This window comes from Streptomyces sp. NPDC028991 (assembly GCF_055564775.1).
Genome location: NZ_JBVHVP010000030.1, coordinates 43,279 through 61,390, shown reverse-complemented (window position 1 = coordinate 61,390; position 18,112 = coordinate 43,279). Strand labels below are relative to the sequence as shown.

Here is an 18,112-nt window from a genome sequence, read left to right as displayed (position 1 = left end):
GAAACCCAGGGGGAACTGGTTTTGGGGAAACCCTGGGGGAACCGACTGTTCCCTCCCCCGTTTCCCCCCAAGGCCGGAGACGGCTCTCCCACCTCGCAGTCTCGGAGGAGAATCAGTCGAGGCAGAACTCGTTGCCCTCGATGTCCTGCATCGTGATGCACGACTCGTTGACGCCATCGGCGCGCTGCGTCAGCACGTGTTTCGCGCCGAGCGCCATCAGCCGCGCGCACTCGGCCTCGAGTGTGGCCAGGCGCTCCTCACCCACGAGCCCGGCGCCGGCCCGCACATCGAGATGCACGCGGTTCTTGACGACCTTGCCTTCGGGAACTCGCTGGAAGAGCAAGCGCGGGCCCACACCCGAGGGATCAGTGCACGCGAAGTAGATCTCATCCTCGGGCGGCAGCGAGCGGTGGTACTCCTCCCACGTGGCAAAGCCCTCCGGGACCGTCGGTACGACGTACCCCAGCACCTCGCACCAGAAGGCGGCGAGGCGCGCAGGCTCCGCGCAGTCGAAGGTCACTTGGAACTGTTTGATCGTTGACATCGGCGCACGATAACAGGGGCCCGGCTCATCTCCCCAGGTCGGGAGGTCCGCACGTTGTCGGGAGGAGGCGTCTGCTACCCGCTGCTGTGTCGTGCGGTCGCAGCGCTGCCAAAGATCGGTTACGGGACAACCCTTAGCTTGATCTTTAACCTGTGCGGCGGGGCCGGGGGTTGGTTGATTTCTTCGTCTGGCGTTTGGCCGGCTGTGTTCTGCGGCGTGTGTGCACGTCGTGACGTGGCGTGGGCCGGGTGTTCTTGCGGCCCGGTGGTCGTCCGGGGCCCCGGTCGGGTGGGTTTCGGTGCACGGGCCGGACAGGCCAGAGGCTGTCGCACGGCTTGTGCCCGGTAAAGGTCAAGAGCGATTCGTTGTTCGGTTCCGAGGATCAGGGAGGCATCGGAATCTTGGCTGGTGGGGCTGAACTTCTTGTCGTGCGACCGTGAACGTGATCTTGAGATGCCGCAGGATGTGCGGGAGTGGCTGCCGCCCGAGCACCTGTGCTGGAAGGTGCTCGACGTCGTCGAGCTGCTTGACCTATCGGCGTTCAAGAACAGCTACCGTGACGACGGGCGGGGCGGGGTGGCCTACCCTCCCGCGAGTCTGGTTGCGCTTCTCCTGTACTGCTACAGCAAGGGGGGCGTTCTTCCCGTCGCATCGAGCAGGCTTGCTGGGACGACGTGGGCTGCCGAGTCATCACCGCGAACCGCCGAGTGGACCACTCCACCGTCGCGCGGTTCGTACGACGCCACCGTGCCGCATTGAACTCGCTGTTCGTGCAGGTGTTGTCGCTGTGCGGCCGACGTGGCCTGGTCGATCTTTCGGCGGTGGCCGTGGACGGTTCACCGATGGAGGGGAAAGCCTCGCGCGACGCCAACCAGCGGCTCCAGCGCCTGGAGGAGACCAGCTTCCAGTGCGAGAAGGAGATCCACGCGCTGATGGAGGATGTAGTCGACCACGCGCTGAGCGTCGAGGCCGATGGCTCGGCACAGGGCGATGGCGAGGGCGCGTGCGACAACTGGCCTCGCCTGTCCCGGCTGTGCGACCGGCTCACCCGGGCCCACTTGGCCAGGGACAGACTGCATGAACGGGCTATGCCTTCACCCACCGAGATCCGGATCAAGGTCGAAGCTGCCGAGCGGATGGTGGCCCGCGCGGAGAAGCGCCTGGCCGCCGAGACCGAGGCTCACCAGGAGAAGCTGAAGAAGTACGAGCTCCGCGTCCGAGAGGACCGGTCGGCAGGACGTCGTGGAGCGAACGGGCGGCCGCCGGTCCCGATGGAGCACAAGAGCGTCCTCGTTCGCCAGCGAACGCGACTGGTGAAGATGCGGGCCTGGCTGGAGCGGGCCCGCACACCCCGACCGGCCCCCTCCCCGGAGTCCCGTGCCTGCCTGAGCGATCCCGACTCGCGGCTGATTCCCGGCAAGCGCGGCGGCTACCTGCAGGGATACAACATCCAGATCGTGTGCGCCCGCCGTCAACTCTTGCTGGCCATCGAAGCGCACGACAATCCCTCGGACAGGACGGCCCTCGTCCCGATGGTGAAGAAGACCCAGCACAATCACCAGGCCGCACGGCTCCCCGGCGATATCCAACTCTGGCTCGCCGACAGCGGGTACGCTTCCGCAGCGTCCTTCGAAGCCCTCGCCGACCTCCCGCTGCTGGTCTCGGTCACCAGCGATGCCGACCAGGCAGGCTTTCCCGCGAAACGTCAGCAGGCTCCTGCCGGCCAGCAGGACATGGCGGCCCGCCTCGCCACCCCAACAGGACGGGGCCAGTACCGTCAACGCAGTGCCCTGGTCGAGCCGGGATTCGCCCAGATCTTCCAACGCTTCGGGCGACACCTCAACTACCGCGGCCGCCAGGCGGTGGACGCCGAGATCAAGCTCCTCGGCACGGCGCACAACCTCAACAAGCTCATCAAACACACGCCCAAGAAGCACTCTTGACCTTCACCGGGCAGAAGCCGTGCGACAGCCTCGCCGCTGTCGCGCGGACGTTGCGAAACCCCCGGCGGACGCGGGCGGGAGTGAGGCGAAGTCTGATGACTTGGTCTAGCAGCTCAGCGCTGGTGTCGTCGACAGTGGCGGATGCGACATGTGTGGTGCCATCGCCGGATCGAGCGAGTCCAGGGCGACCAGGCGGTGCACGTCGGCGTCGTGGTCGGTCCAGATCCCGGGGCTCAGAACCGGCGAACGTACGTGGTCAAGGCACCAGCCGAGCTACAGGAACTCGCTTCGGTAGGTCGAGGCCAACTCGGCGGCGCGGCGGCGGCGCTCCGCGAGCTCGTCCTCCGACAGATGAGGGGGCGGCGCGTCCTTGCCGGCGACGGTATCGCCGATGCGCAGGAAGTACTCGTCCTGGCCGGCGGGGGTGCACATGCACAGCGTGCGGGCCGGTGCGCCTGATGCGTTGCGGAAGTTGTGTGGCGCGTTGGCCGGGATGTTGATCGTGGATCCGGCCCGTACGGTGTGCTTCTCGCCGCGGAAGGTGAACTCGATCTCGCCCTCGAGGATCGTGAACATCTCCTCGAAGTCGTGCCGGTGGGGCGGCGGGCCGCCGCCGTCGGGGACGCGCATGTCGAGCAGGCAGTACCGGCCGTTGGTCTGCTCGCCGGTGACCAGCATGCCGTAGGTGTTGCCCACCAGCGAGATGTACGTCGTGCCGGGGTCGTCGGGGTTCGCCACGGTCAGCAAGCGCGACGGATTGTCGTCGGGGATCATCGTCGTCGTCTCCTCGGAGGTCAGTCAGGTGGGCGTCAGGTGCCGGGCGTGACGACGACCTTGCCGCTGGGCAGTGCGCCCGCGGCGGCGTCGGCGTGCAGGGCCGGCAGCTCGGCCAGCGGCACCCGCCGGGCGACCTCGACGCGCAGCTCGCCACTGTCGATCAGCTCCACCAGGTGCGACAGCTGCTCCGCGTCGCTGCGGACGAACAGGTCGATGCCACGTACGCCGCGCTCCTCGTCGGTAGGGGCGGGCATCCACACGGTGGTGTTCACCAGGACACCGCCGGGGCGGATCAGGCCGAGGAGCGCACCCAGCTGTGCCGGTTCGACCGGTGCGACGTTGAGCACGACGTCGACCGGCTGGCTCACCGCCGCGACGACGTCGGCGGTCGTGTAGTCGATGACCTCGTCCGCACCCGCGGCCGTGACGCGCCGGCTGCTGCGCGGACCGGCCGTGGCGATCACGAAGGCGCCGGCCTGCTTGGCCAACTGCACGGCGTAGCCGCCGACCGCTCCGCCCGCGCCGTTGATCAGCACGCGCTGCCCGGCGGTCAGCTTGGCGTGCTCGAACAAGGCCTGCCACGCGGTCAGGCCCACCAGCGGCAGCGCGGCCGCGTCGGACAGCGTGGCGCTCTTGGGCGCCGGCGTCAGGGCCTCGACCGGTGCCAGGACATACTCCGCGGCGGCGCCGGGTCCCGCCATCGGCAGGAAGCCGATGACCTGGTCCTCGACCTGGATGCCGGTCACGCCCTCGCCGAGCGCGTCGACCGTGCCGGCGACGTCGATACCGGGTGTGTGCGGCAGCGTCACAGGGATCGGCCCCTGCATTAGACCGGCGCGGATGTTGGCGTCGACCGGGTTGAACGACGTCGCTGCAACACGGACCCGCACCTGCCCGGTGCCTGGATTCAGCTGCTCCACGTCCTCGTAACGCAGGACGTCGGGGTCGCCGTACTGGTGGAAGCGCACTGCCTTCATAGTGTCTCACTTTCGCCCGCGGGGTCGCGGTCGCCTTGCGCCGCGCGCGAAGCAAGACACGGTGGCTGCGGCGCCGGGCACGGCCGGCAGGCGGTAGATCGTTGTGGAGGTCGAAGCGCCACCAAGCGTAGGAACAGGCATACGTAGAGCGGATGTACCTTCGCGACACGGAATAGGATTCCGGCGACATCCCCATCGGAGCGGAGGGCACATGACGAGCAGGCCGCGTTTCCTCGGCCCTGGCGGCAAGGTGGGCACGTTCACCGCCGACGCCGACTCCACCGGCACCGGTCGAGGAACGTGGCAGCCGTTCATCGATACCTGGAACGACCGTATGGGAGACCAGTACCCCCTGCCGGAATTCAGCGCTTCCACGGTCGACGGCTTCCGGGGAACGATGCGCTCGGTGGCCCTGGAAGACACGGCCGTCAACGAGCTCTGGGCGTCCTCACCCGTGAGCACCCGGGCAGTCGGGACGTACGAGCACGATCAGATCAGGTTGTACGTCGGGCTGCGCGGCGCAGTTGCCCTGCAGGACCCGCACGATCAGGGCGGTGACGCGTACGTGCCGGCCGGCACCTACTTCATGCACCACGTCGTGACGGAAAATCACTTCCACACCACGCCCGTGATCGGCACCCGCATCTTCATCTTTCCCGGCGACGCCCTGCGGACCCTGATCGCCGGGAAACCGTGCACCGGCCAAGCCACCTCGCCCGCAGCGCAGATCCTCATGGCACACACCAGCATGGTGCAGCGGACCGTGAGCGACCTCAGCCCGGCGGGCGCGCACGCGTCCCGCAACGCCCTGCTCGAACTCGCCAAAGGGCTGGCCCTCGACTACTTCGACGACCGCGAGCCCACTTTCACCCCGGCGCTGGCGCAGGCGGCCAAGGACCTGGCCGATGCCCGGCTCACCGACGCCGATTTATCGCCGGCCACGATCGCCGCGCAACTGCACGTATCAGTACGCACCTTGCAGCGGGCCTTCGCGAGTCTGGACGAGTCGTTCAGCGCCTACATCCGCCGCCGGCGCCTGCAGGAAGCGGCCAAGGCGCTCACCGCCTCAGGATCACGGCTCAGCGTCTCCGAGGCCGCCGCACTCTGGCACTTCACCGACAGCAGCCACTTCATCCGCGCCTTCAAGAAGCAATACCATGCGACACCAGCGCAATTCGCACGCCACCTGACGTGACAACGCGGCCGACCGCCGCGCGAAGCAGCGCCGGGAAGGTCGCAACGCTGTCCACCATGTGACCCGGTGTCGCGGTCGGTGCGCGACGTCCTCGGGCCGCGCCGGCCTACGGGTTGGAGGCCGCAGAAGCTGGACGCCCGGACCGGGCCCGACCGCGGCGTCCTGCACGCCCCGGACTGTGACGAGGCACCGGAAGGAGCGCCGGTGCTGGAGTTGGAGCGCACCCTGGACGCTGCCGAGAAGGCTGGCGTCCGGCTGTGCTCGCTGTGCGGTGCTGGCCAGGAGTTGGAGCCGCTGCTGAACGGATCCGACCGGGGCTTCGATCCAGACAGCTGAGCGTCGTACCCCCGGGTCGCCCTACTGTCACGGCTGTCTACAGCACGTGTTCCTCGGACGGGTGTGTCAACTTGGCGTAGCCGAGACTGGGGGCACGGCACGCCTCCGCCAAGAGGTCAGCAGCCGACTCGTCTTTAGCTTGACTCTGTCGGGGATCTTGGAGTTTCCCGGTGCGGCAGCGTGATCAACGGGCATACTCGGGTGGTTCCGCCGACCGATGCAGTTGTCGAGGTGCCCGTTGTCCCTGCGCCCCCGTTCCGGTGACCAAGTCCCGCCTTTGACCGCGCAGGTAGCGCGGGCGAGCAACCCGGGTGGCACGACGGCGATATGAGTGCGTGACCGGCTGGACGGGCTGTGGTGCGACGAGGACTTTGCCGACTGGTACCCGCGGGACGGGCGTCCGGGTCTCTCGCCTGCTCAACTGGCCACCGTCTGTGTCCTGCAGTTCCTGCTCGGCCTCTCGGACCGGCAGGCCGCCGAGGCGGTCCGCTGCCGCGTCGACTTCAAGTACGCGATGGCGATGGAGCTGGACGATCCTGGTTTCCATCACAGCGTGCTGGCCGACTTCCGCGACCGCCTCGCCGAGGACGGCCGAGCCGACCGTCTCCTCGACCTCGCGCTCGCGCGCCTGAAGGAGGCCGGTCTCGTCCGCGAGCGCACCACCCAGCGCACCGATTCCACCCACGTCCTGGCCGCGGTGCGTGACCTGACCCGCCTGGAGATGGTCACCGAGGCGGTCCGCGCCGCACTCGAAGAAGTCGCCAGCATCTCCCCGCACCTGCTCGACGAGCTGGTCGACGAGGACTGGGGGCTGCGCTACGGCCGGCCGGTCCGCCTGGGCAAGAACCCCACCAAGCCCAAGACCAGGATTCTTGCCACCGGAGATGCCGCCGTCCGGCTCCTGGAACACCTTTACCGGCACGGAGCAGATCGCACATCCGGTCCTCGTATCCAGGCCCTGCGCCAGATCATGGTGCAGAACTACCACCGTGACGCCGCAGGACATCTGCGCTGGCGCACCGCCGAGAAGGAAGGCGGGGCGGGTCTGCCGCCCTCGTCCCAGGCGGTTGTCTCCCCCTACGACACCTTGGCGCTACGCACGGCACGGACACATCATCAGCTGGAAGGGGTTCGCCGCTCATCTGACCGAGACCTGTGCTCCCGGCGGCCCCAACGTGATCACGGATGTCGCCACCACCGCGGCCACCACCCACGACAGCCAGGTCCTGCCCGGCATCCACACCCGCCTCTCCCGCCGCGGACTCCTGCCCGCCGAGCACCTGGCCGACGCCGGCTACACCTCCCTGCCCCACCTGGAACAAGCTGCCCGCGAACACCAGGTCACCGTCTCCGGACCGCTGAAGAGCAACCCCACCCGCCAGCATCGCCGCAACGAGGGCTTCGCCCGGGACGACTTTCAAAGTACGCCCGGGCAGCCACCTGGCAGGAATGCGTACGCCGGATCCCGCCTCGTCGGCCTACGAGTCTTGATCCATACCTGGAGTACCTGCGGCAGCGCTGGGAGGAGGGCGAGCACACCGCGACGGTGCTGTACCAGGAGATCTCCGCCAAGGCCGGCCGAGTCCCACATCTGGGCCGGCGGGGACTTGAACACGGTGTTGCCCTTGCCGTCGACCGCGGCGAGGTTGCCCGCCGCACCCTCACGGACCGACAGGTTCTGGGTGTCCAGCCCGAACGTGAGCTTCTCCAGCTCGTCGCTCGCCGCCGCCTCGGGGGTCTTGACCACGAGTACGTACTTGAAGCTTTCCGGGGTGGCGGTGACCTGCAGATCGACGTCCGGCAGCACTTGCGGGTACACGGCACTGGGCCCGTCCAGGCGCGGGGCGGGCAGTGCGCCCGGCCAGTCCAGCGCCAGCGCGCGGCCCTCGTCCTCGCCATCTGCACGGCGGCTCCCTTTGGCCCGACCGTGCCGTCCACCCGTTTCACCAGCGTCGGATCCGGCGCCTGCCAGCCGCCACCGGAGGCCGGAACACGGAACGGGGTGGACGACTCCTCCAGCGTGAACGTGTGACCGTCGGGGTTGGCGAACACCGTGGCCCGCGCTGTGCGTTCCCCGGTCACCTCACCCGCTGCCCGGACTCCTGCGCCGTCTCGAGAGCCTTCTGGCTCTCCGTAAGCGGCGCTGCGGCCGGTTCCTCACCGGCCGCCTGAGCCATTGGCCCGGGCACGAGGGCCGCGATCACGGCCGCACACACTGCCGCGGTCACGACCGTGGCGACACGACGGCCAGGTCTCCCGCCGGGTTCCCCCGCACGGTCCTTCGGTCCGGGCCAAACTCCTTGCCCGTCCCGCAACCGGGTCCACATCGCCGCCACACCCCACCCACAAGATTCACAAAGCAGTCAGGGGCAACTAACGCCTCAACAGAACGTCAGGTCAACGGGAAGGAAACGGACATCACCACGCCAAGTTCCGGAAGGCCATGTGAGGAACCCGACGTTTACCCAGGGTTGTACGAACCAAGATCACACCTCCGCACCCATGCGAAGACGCCAAGATCAACAAGGTCGCTGAACGAACAGCGGCGTCAGCACGGTCGTCCGCGGTCATCACCGGCCCACCACGTAGGCGGGCTCTCGTCGAGACGGCTATTCGCCAACGACCCCGCTCTTCTGGAGCTGCAACGGCGGACACTTCCTCCACCACGTCCCCGAGGTCAACTTCAAGGACGACGGCTCGGTGCTGCGGACGGCAGACTTGCTCACGGCCGGCGGCTGGGAGGCCGACCTGTCCCTGTGGGCGGACGCTGCCAAGTGCGGTCCCTGCCACCCGGACAGCGACTCGCACTGGCCCGGCATCGTGACCGCAGGCCCCGGCCGCCTGGCCAGGGCCTCTTGGCACACCCCTGGGTGAGATTCCGTCGAACCGGCCCGCTGGCCGGCGGCGCCCGCCAGGATGGGCGGGGTGACCACCCCCACCGCCGATCTCTGGCATCACTACGGCCCTACCCGTCACGCCGCCGACCGCACCGTCCCCGGCCGCTTCGTCTGGAGCTGGGGCCAGGACAGTGGACCCGGAGCCGAAGCTCTCGGCGACATCACCGGGCGTTGTACCGGCGATCTGGGCGCCGGTGCTGGTTGGCACGCGGCGCACCTGGCCGCCCACCACCAGCCCGCCCGCATCATCGCCGTTGACGCCTCGACCGCCCAGCACCGCATGGCCGGCGACCTGTACGGGCACCTCGCCTCTCGGCTGAGTCTGGTCCACTCCGACGTCACACGGCACCTGCACGCCATGTCCGACAGCTACGACGTGCTCTACAGCGTCTCCAGGGCCGTCGACTTCGCCGAGCCGCGCGAGCTACTGCCGGCGGCCGCCGCAGCGCTGCGCCCTGGCGGCCGTCTCGTGTTCTCTACCCTCGCCCAGCCCGCCGTGTAACACGCCGCACTGCTGCCGCCCTTGGGACCCTGCGGTCAGGGATAAAAGAGCGTTTTGGCCCGGCAAGGTGTCTGGTTCGAGGTTCAGGTCTCGCGCCAGTTCGGGGTGGATTCACTGGACCTCCTCACCCCGCAGGACGCTCTGGGTGCGCCCTCGTGCTTGACCGGGCCGGGTTGATGCCCCCCCGAGGCCTTCGCCGAGCATTCGCCCTCTGTCACCGCACGGCTCCGGATGCCCACCGGCCTCCGCCAGATCGTGATTCTGGGCTACGGACCGGGGCGGGCACCTTTGACCTCCTGGACTGCTTCCTCGGTGCGAGCGTCACCGCCGTCGGCACCTCCGCGGAACGCCTCCAGCGCCTGCGCGAGAAGGCGTGCGCCCGCGGCGTAGAGGACCGCATGCGCACTGCGCAGGCCGACCTCGATGGCGCCACCTGGCCCGGTCTCGGCTCACCGGACGTGGTCTGGGCATCGGCCCGATGCACCACATGGCCCACTCCGACCGCGTACAGACCGAGCATCTGCCCCACCGCGGCGCCGGCTGGGGCCCGATGCCCATCGCCGCCGGATTCACCGTCGAGGGCGAACACACCATCACCGTGAACATCGAGGGCTCCCGCAACAAAGCGATCGGCCGCTACGGCCTCGGCAGCCTGCAGCGCATCCACAGCGCCGTCGCCGGCCCCCTCCCCACGAGGACCTCACCGCGCTCGACCAGCTCATCGACACCGACAGTCTTCACAACCCCCTGCGCCGCGACAACCTGGCTATGCGCACCGAGCGCACCGTCTGGGCCGCCCGCCGCACCTGATTCCCCACAAGCCCGACCGCTCTCCGGGCAGCCCGGCACACAAGGTCCCGCCCACCTGATGGCGCAGGCCAAAGGCTGGCGTTACCGATGGTGTTCGCAGCACTCACACGGGCGGAGCCAGTGGTGCGGGCCGGGCTGTGTTCGGTGAGGCGCCGGGTTCACTCGTCGTCGTTGTCATCGTAGTCAAGGTCGACCGGGCCCGGATCGCGCAGCGGGCGCAAAAGCGCCGGCGGCCAGGAGGGAGGCGGTTGCACTGTAGCGGCCGAGCACCTTGGGCTCACGGTTCTGAGACGAGCAGAGCCGATCCACACCCTCGTCACGGATTTCGAGACCCTCGATGCGGAGCTGAGTGACGGCGGCATCGACGGAGCGCGTCGTCAAGGGCACCACCGCATTCGAACGTGCCCCGTGAGCCCCAACCGATCGACCGTCCCGTACCGGTACGCATCTCGGTGAGGCCCGTCTGAGCACCTGACACGGCGACCTTGGTCGCCTTGGAGGCAGGTGTCAGGCGCAACGGTGTGCGGACGAGGCATAGACATGCCAAGGGAGAGCAAGCATCATGATCCCTGATCAAGATTCTCGTGCCTGCCCGACACCTCCCATGAGGAGCATGATGTCTTCGCGCACGTCCCGCAACAAGCCCCGCGCCCTTGCCGCCTTGGGCGCCCTGGCAACCGTTCTCGCCTGCGGTGTCGCCGTTTCCCCTTCCGCGAGCGCGGCCGGTGTTCACCCGACCTGCAACACCACCAAGGCCGTCTCCATTAGCTCGGGCCACTCCGTCACGGTCCCCGCTTATGGCAGCTCCAAGAGCCTGACCTGCAAACTGGTACTCAACCAGACCACGGAGAACCCAGCCGTGAAGGCGTTGCAGCGAAGCCTGAAGAGTTGCGAGGGCTACTCCTACCTGGACGTCGATGGCTTCTACGGCCCGCAGACGTTCCTCGCCGTTGAGGCCCTCCAGGGCAAGTACAGCCTCTTCCAGGACGGCATCTACGGCCCGAACACCCGCGACAGCATGAAGCACTACAGTTCGACGCTGGGCTGCGCCCGCCTCTGACACCGCGATTCAGCGCCTGACGGCGAGCGGCCATGGAAGCGGTCGGACCTGCAGCCTCGTACGCACCGAGATCCTCAGCCCCATCGGGGCCGGCTCCTGCACCGCAAGCCTTGAGCGCCACTACGGCGGCTGCCGGTCTGTATGCAGAACCAGCGCACACGATGACAGCGGCAAAGTGCGAGAAGGGGCTGGGGAGGGACAAGAAGTTCTCGGCCAGGCCCATACTCAAGGAAGACAACGGCGCGGGTGGCCGGCTCATGGCTGACTTCTACCGTCTCAACCGCATCATCGACGGATCCGACGACGGGTTCCTTATAAAGATCATCTGACAGTTCCGGGGGCAGGCTGTAGGGAGACAGGCGCACAGCCCGCCCCCGGCTCAGACGGGCCAGAACTGCAGCAGGGACCGCTCTACCCCGGCAGGGACTTCCTGCTGCGCCAGTTCCCGCACACGCCGTCGGCCGGCCACCTGAACCCGCACGCGCCACCACGTGTCGGGCCTTCCCAGCTCGATCACCGGTTCGCTCGGCCCACCGTACGACCACAGCATCACCTCACCAGACCTGCAGTACCACTCAGCGTCCGCGCCCCCCTCCCAAGCGCCCGCTTCCGCCTGACGGGGCTCCTCGTCCCAGACCTCCGTGACGAACGCGGCCTGGTGCGTGTGACCGCCGGTGCCGATACGCAGATGTCGATCCGTAGAGTGACGGTTGTGCGCCGCTTCACTGAGGGCAGCGGCGGCCGCCCCGAAGCCGACGGTACCGGCCGAGCTGCTGACACTGATCGACAAGCTCGCTGGCCCCCCCGACGTCTGGGATCGTCCCGACGGCGACTTCGGCCCCCTCAGCGTCCTCTACGAGCTGGATATCGAAGCGCGCCAGGAGGCGAACTCGTAGTACCGGCTCGGCTCCAAAGCTCTGGGCCGCGACGAGCTGTCCACGGCCGCCGACTGGCTGGGAGCAGCGGCCGCCGCCGGCCACCCGGGCGCGCTGTTCCGGCTCGCTCTGGTCGCACTCCTCGCCGGTGAAGACTGGAAAGACGACGCGTGGTTCTTCATCGCCGAAGCCGCCCGGCACGGGCACGGAGACGCCCAGCGGCTTCTCACCGCGTCCGCTGGCCGCAGCCCTTCCCTCACCGACAGCACCCCACTGATCGAGGACACTTCGTTCTTCGAAGAGGTGCGGCACCTGCTCGGAGTTGTCCTACCCCTTCTCCAGCCGGCCCCACCCGACGCCTCGCCAGCCCCCGGTCGGCGGCCCGATAAGCCACACAGCTCCCACGCGACGGACACGGGCAGCCCAACGGCCGCGCCCGGACCCGTCCTCGCCCCGCCTCATCGTTACGGACCCCTCCCCTACCCGGACAACGCACCAAACCGGAAGCGGGCGCACCTGACCGCGCTGCCTGGGGGCGTGACCCTGTCGGTACAGGACATGTAGCCCTCGGTCCACGCAAGCCCACTCGCCCTCTGGCGCCGACACTGCACAGCCCAGGAGGCGGAGCCGTCCAGACCGGTGCCTTCCATGACGGCCCCGGCTTCAGACGGCGCCGAAGTCGTAGGCAGCAGGACGAGAGGGCACGCGTCTTCCGAATTGACCGCGCACTGTTGGAGCGGGCCTCCCCCTCGCTGATGCCTGTCCCGACACCTCCTGCGGGATGGTGAGCCCTAGTCCGTCACTCGATGCGGCCACGTCATTGGTAGAAGTACGCCTCGCCCGGCCACTCCAGAGTCTGGGGCCGGGGTTGCTACCTGCCCTGTTGTGACCGACTGAAAATCAGGTAGATCAAGGGCGCCGCGATGATGGCGAAGGCAATAAGTGCTGTTGTCCGTGAGAAACCCATCAGTCCGATGGCCAGTCCCGCTACCCCGCAGGCGATGATTACTGTCAGCAACAGGACCAGTTGGCGCTTATCCAATTCCTTCTCCTTGGGAAGTGACTCGGCTCCGGGGTGGCGCTGCCGCCGCCCCGGAGCTTCAGTCAGGTGAGCTGGGGGTCGTTTCAGAGTGTGACTAGCTCCCCAGAGCTTCACCGACGAGGAAGCCGACCCCGAAGGAGACCCCTGCCACACCGCCTACCACGGTGCCTAAGCCAGTGCCGACCACTGGGACGACGGACCCGACGCCGCCGCCGATGACTCCGCCGATCGTCGCAGTCGATCCGACGAACCCGACGTCAGACTTGAAGTCGTCGATCGAATACAGGGTGAGTTCAACCGGTCGTCGCAACACCGGCTTGTTGAAGCGATCGTAGTTGCTCCTCGAAGACTTTCGGCGGGCGTCTTCCACCCGAGGATCTTTCGTGGCCGGTTGTTGAGCGTGTGAGCGACGGCCGCGAGATCGTCAGCGGACCAGCGTGACAGGTCGGTGCCCTTGGGAAAGTACTGCCGCAGCAGACCGTTCGTGTTCTCGTTCGTCGGGCGCTGCCACGGTGAGTGCGGGTCAGCGAAGAACACCCGCGTTGGCCCGAGAGCTCCTTCCCTCGATCCCACGTCAGCGTCTTGCGCAACTGGTCGGGCAACATGGTCAGCGCCGCCGTCAGTGCGGCGTTCATCGCAACGGCCCCGTAGCCGCCGAGGGCCGGCCCGTTCTTCGCATACGGCTTCTCGCCCCAGCCCTCCATGCGTGGCAGTTGGACCAGGAGCTTTGAACGACTGCGTCGCTCGACGAGCGTTCCGATCGCGGACCTGCCCGTCCCGATGATCAGGTCACCTTCCCAGTGCCCTGGCACGGCCCGGTCGTCGGCCTCGGCAGGGCGCTCACTGAGGACGACATCGGAGGAGACATGCCCTTGAGGCTTGTTGCGTGACCTGGCCCTCGGCTCCCGCAACGCCCGACCCGTTCGCAGGCACGTGACCAACTCACGCTTGAACGCACCACGCCCCTCGATGAACAGCGACTGGTAGATGGCCTCGTGACTGATGCGCATGGACTCATCATCGGGGAAGTCGAGCTTCAGCCGATGCGCGATCTGCTCCGGGCTCCATGCCGTCGACCAGCGCCGGTCTTGGCGACGAGGCTTGTTCAACCCCTTCCACCGCGGTGTCCTGGGGCCCGGGACGATCGTGCCGTCATACCTGCGCACGTTCCCGACGAGCCGGTCCCGCACGTACTCACGCAACCGCTCGTGGCCCACCAGCTTGCCCGCCTTCGGACGCTTTGCGGCCTGCTGTGCCTTCCACTGCGCCACCACCGCGCGGTAGACCGGCTTCCCGCCCCTGGTCGCAGCGTTGCGGCGCAGTTCGCGAGAGACAGTTCCGGGGTCACGGCCCATCGTGCGAGCGATCTCGCGTACCCCCTTGTCCCGGGCCTTGAGCAGGGCGATCTCCTCGCGCTCGGCAAACGACAAGTACCGGCCCGTGGGCTCATCCAGGCTCAGCGGCGTCATCCCGCCAGCGTGCCGAAACCACCGGATCCCGACCGGTGCCGACACGCCGACCCCCTCGGCGGCCTGGACCGTTGTGACCCCCGACGCGATCAGGTGCCAGAACTCCCGCTGCACAGCGCGCGACGGCTCCGGCCGCCCGGGCGAGCGCATCGGCGCCCGCATCGCCCGATCCGCGGCCCACTGCCGTCGCGCCCCGGCCGGCGCCTGCGGCATCGGCTTTCCCTGTCGTCCCATCCAAGACCTCCGTGATCAAGGTGTTGCGACGACCGGTTGAATTCGCCTTGGCTGCCGCGATCACTGTGGTGAATCAGGCCCGATCCCTTCTTGATGCCCTGGCGCCACAGCGCCATCTTCAGGGCGTCCAGCGGGAGATCGGTGTGCATGTGGGTCGCGAGCTGCCATCCCACGATCGTGCGTGAGTACACGTCCAGGACGAACGCGACATAGACCCAGCCGGACCAGGTCCGGACATGGGTCAGGTCGGCTATCCAGAGCTGGTTCGACCGGGTCGCGGTGAAGAGCCGGTTGACCAGGTCTGGCGGGCGCTGGGCGGTCGGCTCGGGCACCGTGGTCCGACGTCGCCGGCCGCGGATGACGCCCTCCAGGCCGTCCTCGCGCATGAGGCGTTCGATGGTGCAGCGGGCCGCGGTGGCTCCTTCGCGCCGCAGCTGGTGGTGGATCCTGCGGGCGCCATAGGTCTCGCCGGACGTGGCGTGAGCTGCACGGATCTTGGCCAGCAGTTGCTCGTCGCGCAGACGCCGGGCAGACTTCGGCCGCCTGCGGCGGGCGTTGTATGCCGAGACCGACAGGCCCAGTTCCCGACAGGCCCAGTTCCCGACAGGCCGGCTCGACCCCGAAGTCGTCGCGGAGATGGTTGATCACCGCGTCGGCTTCGTGCGGGGCTGGTCGAGCTCCTTCGCGAAAAACACCGAGGCGGCTTTCAGGATCTCGTTCGCCCTTGTCAACTCCGCGTTTTCCCTCTGGAGTTGAGCGAGTTCACTCTTTTCGGCCGTGCTGAGCAGGTCAGGCCGGTCGCCCTGGTCGGTCTCGGCCTGGCGGACCCATTGCCGCAGGGCTTCCTTGTCGATGCCCAGATCCCGGGCGATGTGCGCGACCGGACGGCCCGAGGCCGCACGCGTTGCTCATCGGGCCCGACGGCTGTGTCGCCCGGGCCTTGCCCACCGGGCAGGACCGCGACGCCACCACGCCGGTGCGTGCGCCGGGCACATGGTTCGGCCAACCGGCCTGAGCACCGCATTAACAGTCATCTCAGGTTCGCTCCGTAGGAAGTCGGCATCCAGATAAGCGATGCAACCCGTATGTAGGAGGCTAGTGATGGCAGACAACGCAGCGCCGTCCGGGGGAGCGCCGACCGGCCGGTTGGCGGGCCGGTGGGTGCCGTGGTTGGTGATTGGCTTGTGGCTGGTGCTGGCGGTGGGCATGGTGCCGCTGAGCGGAAAGTTGAGCTCGGTCACCACCGACAGCGCCGTGGACACCCTGCCGGCCAGTGCCGAGTCCACCAAGGTGGCGGCGCTGGACGACAGTCTCCCCGGCGGTGACAACAACACGTTCGTCTTCGTGTACCACCGGGCCGACGGCATGACCGACGCCGACCGCGCGACGGTCGAGCGCCACTACAACACCCTTGCCAAGCAGTACCCGCCGAAGACGACGACGGCGGCCGACGAGGACGACGAGGGCTCACCGACGAGCCTCTCCACCGACCACAAGGCGATGACGTTCACCCTCGATGTGAGCATGGCCTACGGCCCACCGGAAGAGATCGTCGGCCCGTTGCGTGACGCCGCGAAGGACCGCCCCGGCGGCCTGGAACTCGACGTGACCGGCCCTGGCGCGATCGACGGCGACATGGATGCCGTCTTCGACGGCATCGACGAGCAGGTCCTCCTCACCACCATCGCCGTCGTCACGCTCCTGCTCATCCTCACCTACCGCAGCCCGGTGTTGTGGATCATCCCGCTGATGGCCGTTGGCGCGGCCGCACTGACCGCGATGGGGACCGTCTACCTGCTCGTCAAGGGCTTCGGCATCGTGGTCAACGACCAGAACTCGGCGCTGCTGACGATCCTGGTATTCGGCGTCGGCACGGACTACGCGCTATTGCTCATCGCCCGATATCGGGAGGCACTGCACCACCATGAGAACGTCCGGGTCGCGATGGTCCACGCGCTACGCGGCGCGGCGCCGGCCATCGTCGCGTCCGCTGCCACCGTGGTCGCCGGCCTGCTCTGCCTGCTCGTCGCGGACCTGAACAGCACCAGCGGGTTGGGCCCGATCGGTGCGGCCGGCATCCTGTGCGCGCTGGTGGCCATGCTGACGCTGTTCCCGGCGGTGCTGGTGGTGCTCGGCAGGCGGATCTTCTGGCCGGCCATCCCGCGGTTCAGCACGGCCGTGGAGGAGAAGCCGGGGCTGTGGGGACGGCTCGGCACCGCCATCAGCCGCCGCCGGTGGGTGGCGACGCTCGGCTCGCTCGGAGTCCTCGGCGTGCTCGCCATCGGGCTGGCGGGCAACAGCGGCGCCCTGCGGGAGCAGGACCAGTTCCTGTCCGCGCCGGAGTCGGTCACCGGCTTCACCGTTCTGCGCCAGCACTTCCCCGAGCTCGGCGGCCAGCCGATGACGGTCTTCACGCGGCCGGCGCACCAGGAGAAAGTGCTCGACATCGTCAAGGACACTCGCGGGGTGGCCTTGGCCATCCCGGAGCAGACCAACGGTGGCTGGGCCAACATCTCCGTGTTCCCGAAAGACGCGCCGGACACCGCCGCGGAGTACGACACGATCAAGCGGGTGCGCACCGCCGTGCACACGGTGAGCGGGGCGGAGGCGATCGTCGGCGGGCCGAGCGCGGAGAACCTCGACACCGAGGTGACCACCAAGCGCGACGAGAAGCTGGTGATCCCGCTGGTGCTCGCCGTCGTCCTGATCATCCTCGGGCTGCTGCTGCGCGCGATCCTGGCCCCGCTGGTCCTGATGGCCACCGTGATCGTCTCATTCGCCGCAGCCTTCGGCGGCAGCGTGTTCGTCTTCGACACGATCCTCGGGTTCAAGGGCATCGACTCTTCGGTGCCGCTGCTGGCATTCCTGTTCCTGGTGGCGCTCGGCGTCGACTACAACATCTTCCTGGCCAGCCGGGCCCGGGAGGAGACCATGCGTCTCGGCACCAGAAAGGGCATGCTCAAAGCCCTCTCCGCCACCGGTGGCGTCATCACCTCGGCAGGCCTGGTCCTGGCGGCCACGTTCGCGGTCCTCGTCACACTTCCGCTGGTGATGCTGATCGAGGTCGGGTTCCTGGTCGCCTTCGGCGTGCTGCTCGACGCCCTGCTGGTGCGGTCGGTCCTGGTACCCGCCCTCACCTTGCTGATCGGCCGGCGGATCTGGTGGCCGAGCCGGCTGTCCCGCCCAGCGGCACAGCTGCCGGACGGTCAACAGCCGCTCGCCGACGACGAGGAGCCCGCACTGCAACGGTGAGCGCGGCGACACGGACGAGATCCGGGACAGGCCCCAGGCCCGCCCCGGATCTTTTTCAAGGACCCGACGGCCGCCGCCCTTTGGTCCTGCGCCACACGCCGGGACTGGGGCCGGCGCACCGCGGAGTCCAGCCCGACGGTGAGCCGCGCGGGGCCATGCCCGAGGGCCGCCGTCCCTCGTCCTGCGCCGCGCCGCAGGG

Annotated in this window: 13 protein-coding genes and 4 pseudogenes; 9 read left to right on the top strand and 8 right to left on the bottom strand. The window is 68.3% G+C overall.

The window, feature by feature from the left end:
- Positions 1 to 112: 112 nt before the first annotated feature.
- Entirely contained in the window at positions 113 to 544 is a 432-nt protein-coding gene (locus ACZ4V1_RS32880) for a VOC family protein (RefSeq protein WP_144387160.1), read from the bottom strand.
- A 408-nt stretch (positions 545 to 952) separates the two neighbouring features.
- Here ACZ4V1_RS32880 and ACZ4V1_RS32875 point away from each other — a divergent pair, with 408 nt between their 5' ends.
- Positions 953 to 1,303 carry a transposase gene (locus tag ACZ4V1_RS32875; protein WP_468343770.1) on the top strand — a complete coding sequence of 117 codons (351 nt, stop codon included), beginning with the start codon at positions 953 to 955 and terminating at the stop codon, positions 1,301 to 1,303.
- Complete coding sequence (locus ACZ4V1_RS32870; protein ID WP_468343767.1) at positions 1,300 to 2,487, top strand: transposase; 1,188 nt, start codon at positions 1,300 to 1,302, stop codon at positions 2,485 to 2,487. Before ACZ4V1_RS32875 ends, ACZ4V1_RS32870 begins: the two co-directional genes overlap by 4 nt.
- A gap of 273 nt (positions 2,488 to 2,760) precedes the next feature.
- Here ACZ4V1_RS32870 and ACZ4V1_RS32865 read toward each other — a convergent pair whose 3' ends face one another.
- Together ACZ4V1_RS32865 and ACZ4V1_RS32860 are read right to left on the bottom strand one after the other, a co-directional pair.
- A complete protein-coding gene (locus ACZ4V1_RS32865; protein ID WP_468343764.1) occupies positions 2,761 to 3,261 on the bottom strand; it encodes a cupin domain-containing protein in 501 nt (166 codons plus the stop codon).
- 35 nt (positions 3,262 to 3,296) lie between these two features.
- Entirely contained in the window at positions 3,297 to 4,241 is a 945-nt protein-coding gene (locus ACZ4V1_RS32860) for an NADP-dependent oxidoreductase (RefSeq protein WP_468343761.1), read from the bottom strand.
- Between the two features lie 211 nt (positions 4,242 to 4,452).
- Here ACZ4V1_RS32860 and ACZ4V1_RS32855 point away from each other — a divergent pair, with 211 nt between their 5' ends.
- From ACZ4V1_RS32855 to ACZ4V1_RS32845, 3 genes and pseudogenes are all read left to right on the top strand, one after another.
- On the top strand, positions 4,453 to 5,436 hold the full coding sequence (locus tag ACZ4V1_RS32855; protein WP_468343758.1) for a helix-turn-helix domain-containing protein: 984 nt from the start codon (positions 4,453 to 4,455) through the stop codon (positions 5,434 to 5,436).
- A 66-nt stretch (positions 5,437 to 5,502) separates the two neighbouring features.
- The gene (locus tag ACZ4V1_RS32850) at positions 5,503 to 5,772 is read left to right on the top strand and encodes a DUF6233 domain-containing protein (RefSeq protein WP_468343755.1); all 270 of its coding nucleotides are present in this window, start codon (positions 5,503 to 5,505) and stop codon (positions 5,770 to 5,772) included.
- A 331-nt stretch (positions 5,773 to 6,103) separates the two neighbouring features.
- Positions 6,104 to 6,289, top strand: a pseudogene (locus ACZ4V1_RS32845) (transposase); the annotation flags it as partial.
- Between the two features lie 1,056 nt (positions 6,290 to 7,345).
- On the opposite strand, the pseudogene ACZ4V1_RS32840 reads toward ACZ4V1_RS32845, so the two are convergent.
- Positions 7,346 to 7,949, bottom strand: a pseudogene (locus ACZ4V1_RS32840) (LamG domain protein jellyroll fold domain protein); the annotation flags it as partial.
- A gap of 739 nt (positions 7,950 to 8,688) precedes the next feature.
- Between ACZ4V1_RS32840 and ACZ4V1_RS32835 the strand changes: the two are divergent.
- The 3 genes and pseudogenes from ACZ4V1_RS32835 to ACZ4V1_RS32825 all read left to right on the top strand — a co-directional run.
- Positions 8,689 to 9,156 (top strand): annotated as a pseudogene (locus ACZ4V1_RS32835) (class I SAM-dependent methyltransferase); the annotation flags it as partial.
- Between the two features lie 1,438 nt (positions 9,157 to 10,594).
- Positions 10,595 to 11,041, top strand: a complete 447-nt coding sequence (locus ACZ4V1_RS32830; protein ID WP_468343752.1) for a peptidoglycan-binding domain-containing protein — start codon at positions 10,595 to 10,597, stop codon at positions 11,039 to 11,041.
- Between the two features lie 161 nt (positions 11,042 to 11,202).
- Positions 11,203 to 11,370 (top strand): hypothetical protein, encoded by a 168-nt coding sequence (locus ACZ4V1_RS32825; RefSeq protein WP_468343749.1) that lies wholly within the window; start codon positions 11,203 to 11,205, stop codon positions 11,368 to 11,370.
- Positions 11,371 to 11,420: 50 nt separating this feature from the next.
- Here the strand turns inward: ACZ4V1_RS32825 and ACZ4V1_RS32820 are convergent, their stop codons facing one another.
- The 4 genes and pseudogenes from ACZ4V1_RS32820 to ACZ4V1_RS32805 all read right to left on the bottom strand — a co-directional run bounded on the left by ACZ4V1_RS32820 (position 11,421) and on the right by ACZ4V1_RS32805 (position 15,500).
- A complete protein-coding gene (locus ACZ4V1_RS32820; protein WP_468343746.1) occupies positions 11,421 to 11,831 on the bottom strand; it encodes a hypothetical protein in 411 nt (136 codons plus the stop codon).
- A 1,420-nt stretch (positions 11,832 to 13,251) separates the two neighbouring features.
- Positions 13,252 to 14,589, bottom strand: a pseudogene (locus tag ACZ4V1_RS32815) (IS30 family transposase).
- Positions 14,517 to 15,299 (bottom strand): IS3 family transposase, encoded by a 783-nt coding sequence (locus tag ACZ4V1_RS32810; protein ID WP_468343795.1) that lies wholly within the window; start codon positions 15,297 to 15,299, stop codon positions 14,517 to 14,519. The pseudogene ACZ4V1_RS32815 and the gene ACZ4V1_RS32810 overlap by 73 nt, the downstream one beginning before the upstream one ends.
- 6 nt (positions 15,300 to 15,305) lie before the next feature.
- Positions 15,306 to 15,500: a transposase gene (locus tag ACZ4V1_RS32805; protein ID WP_468343792.1), complete on the bottom strand. Its 195-nt coding sequence runs from the start codon at positions 15,498 to 15,500 to the stop codon at positions 15,306 to 15,308.
- A 262-nt stretch (positions 15,501 to 15,762) separates the two neighbouring features.
- Between ACZ4V1_RS32805 and ACZ4V1_RS32800 the strand changes: the two genes are divergently transcribed.
- On the top strand, positions 15,763 to 17,913 hold the full coding sequence (locus ACZ4V1_RS32800) for an MMPL family transporter (RefSeq protein WP_468343743.1): 2,151 nt from the start codon (positions 15,763 to 15,765) through the stop codon (positions 17,911 to 17,913).
- Positions 17,914 to 18,112: the final 199 nt, after the last annotated feature.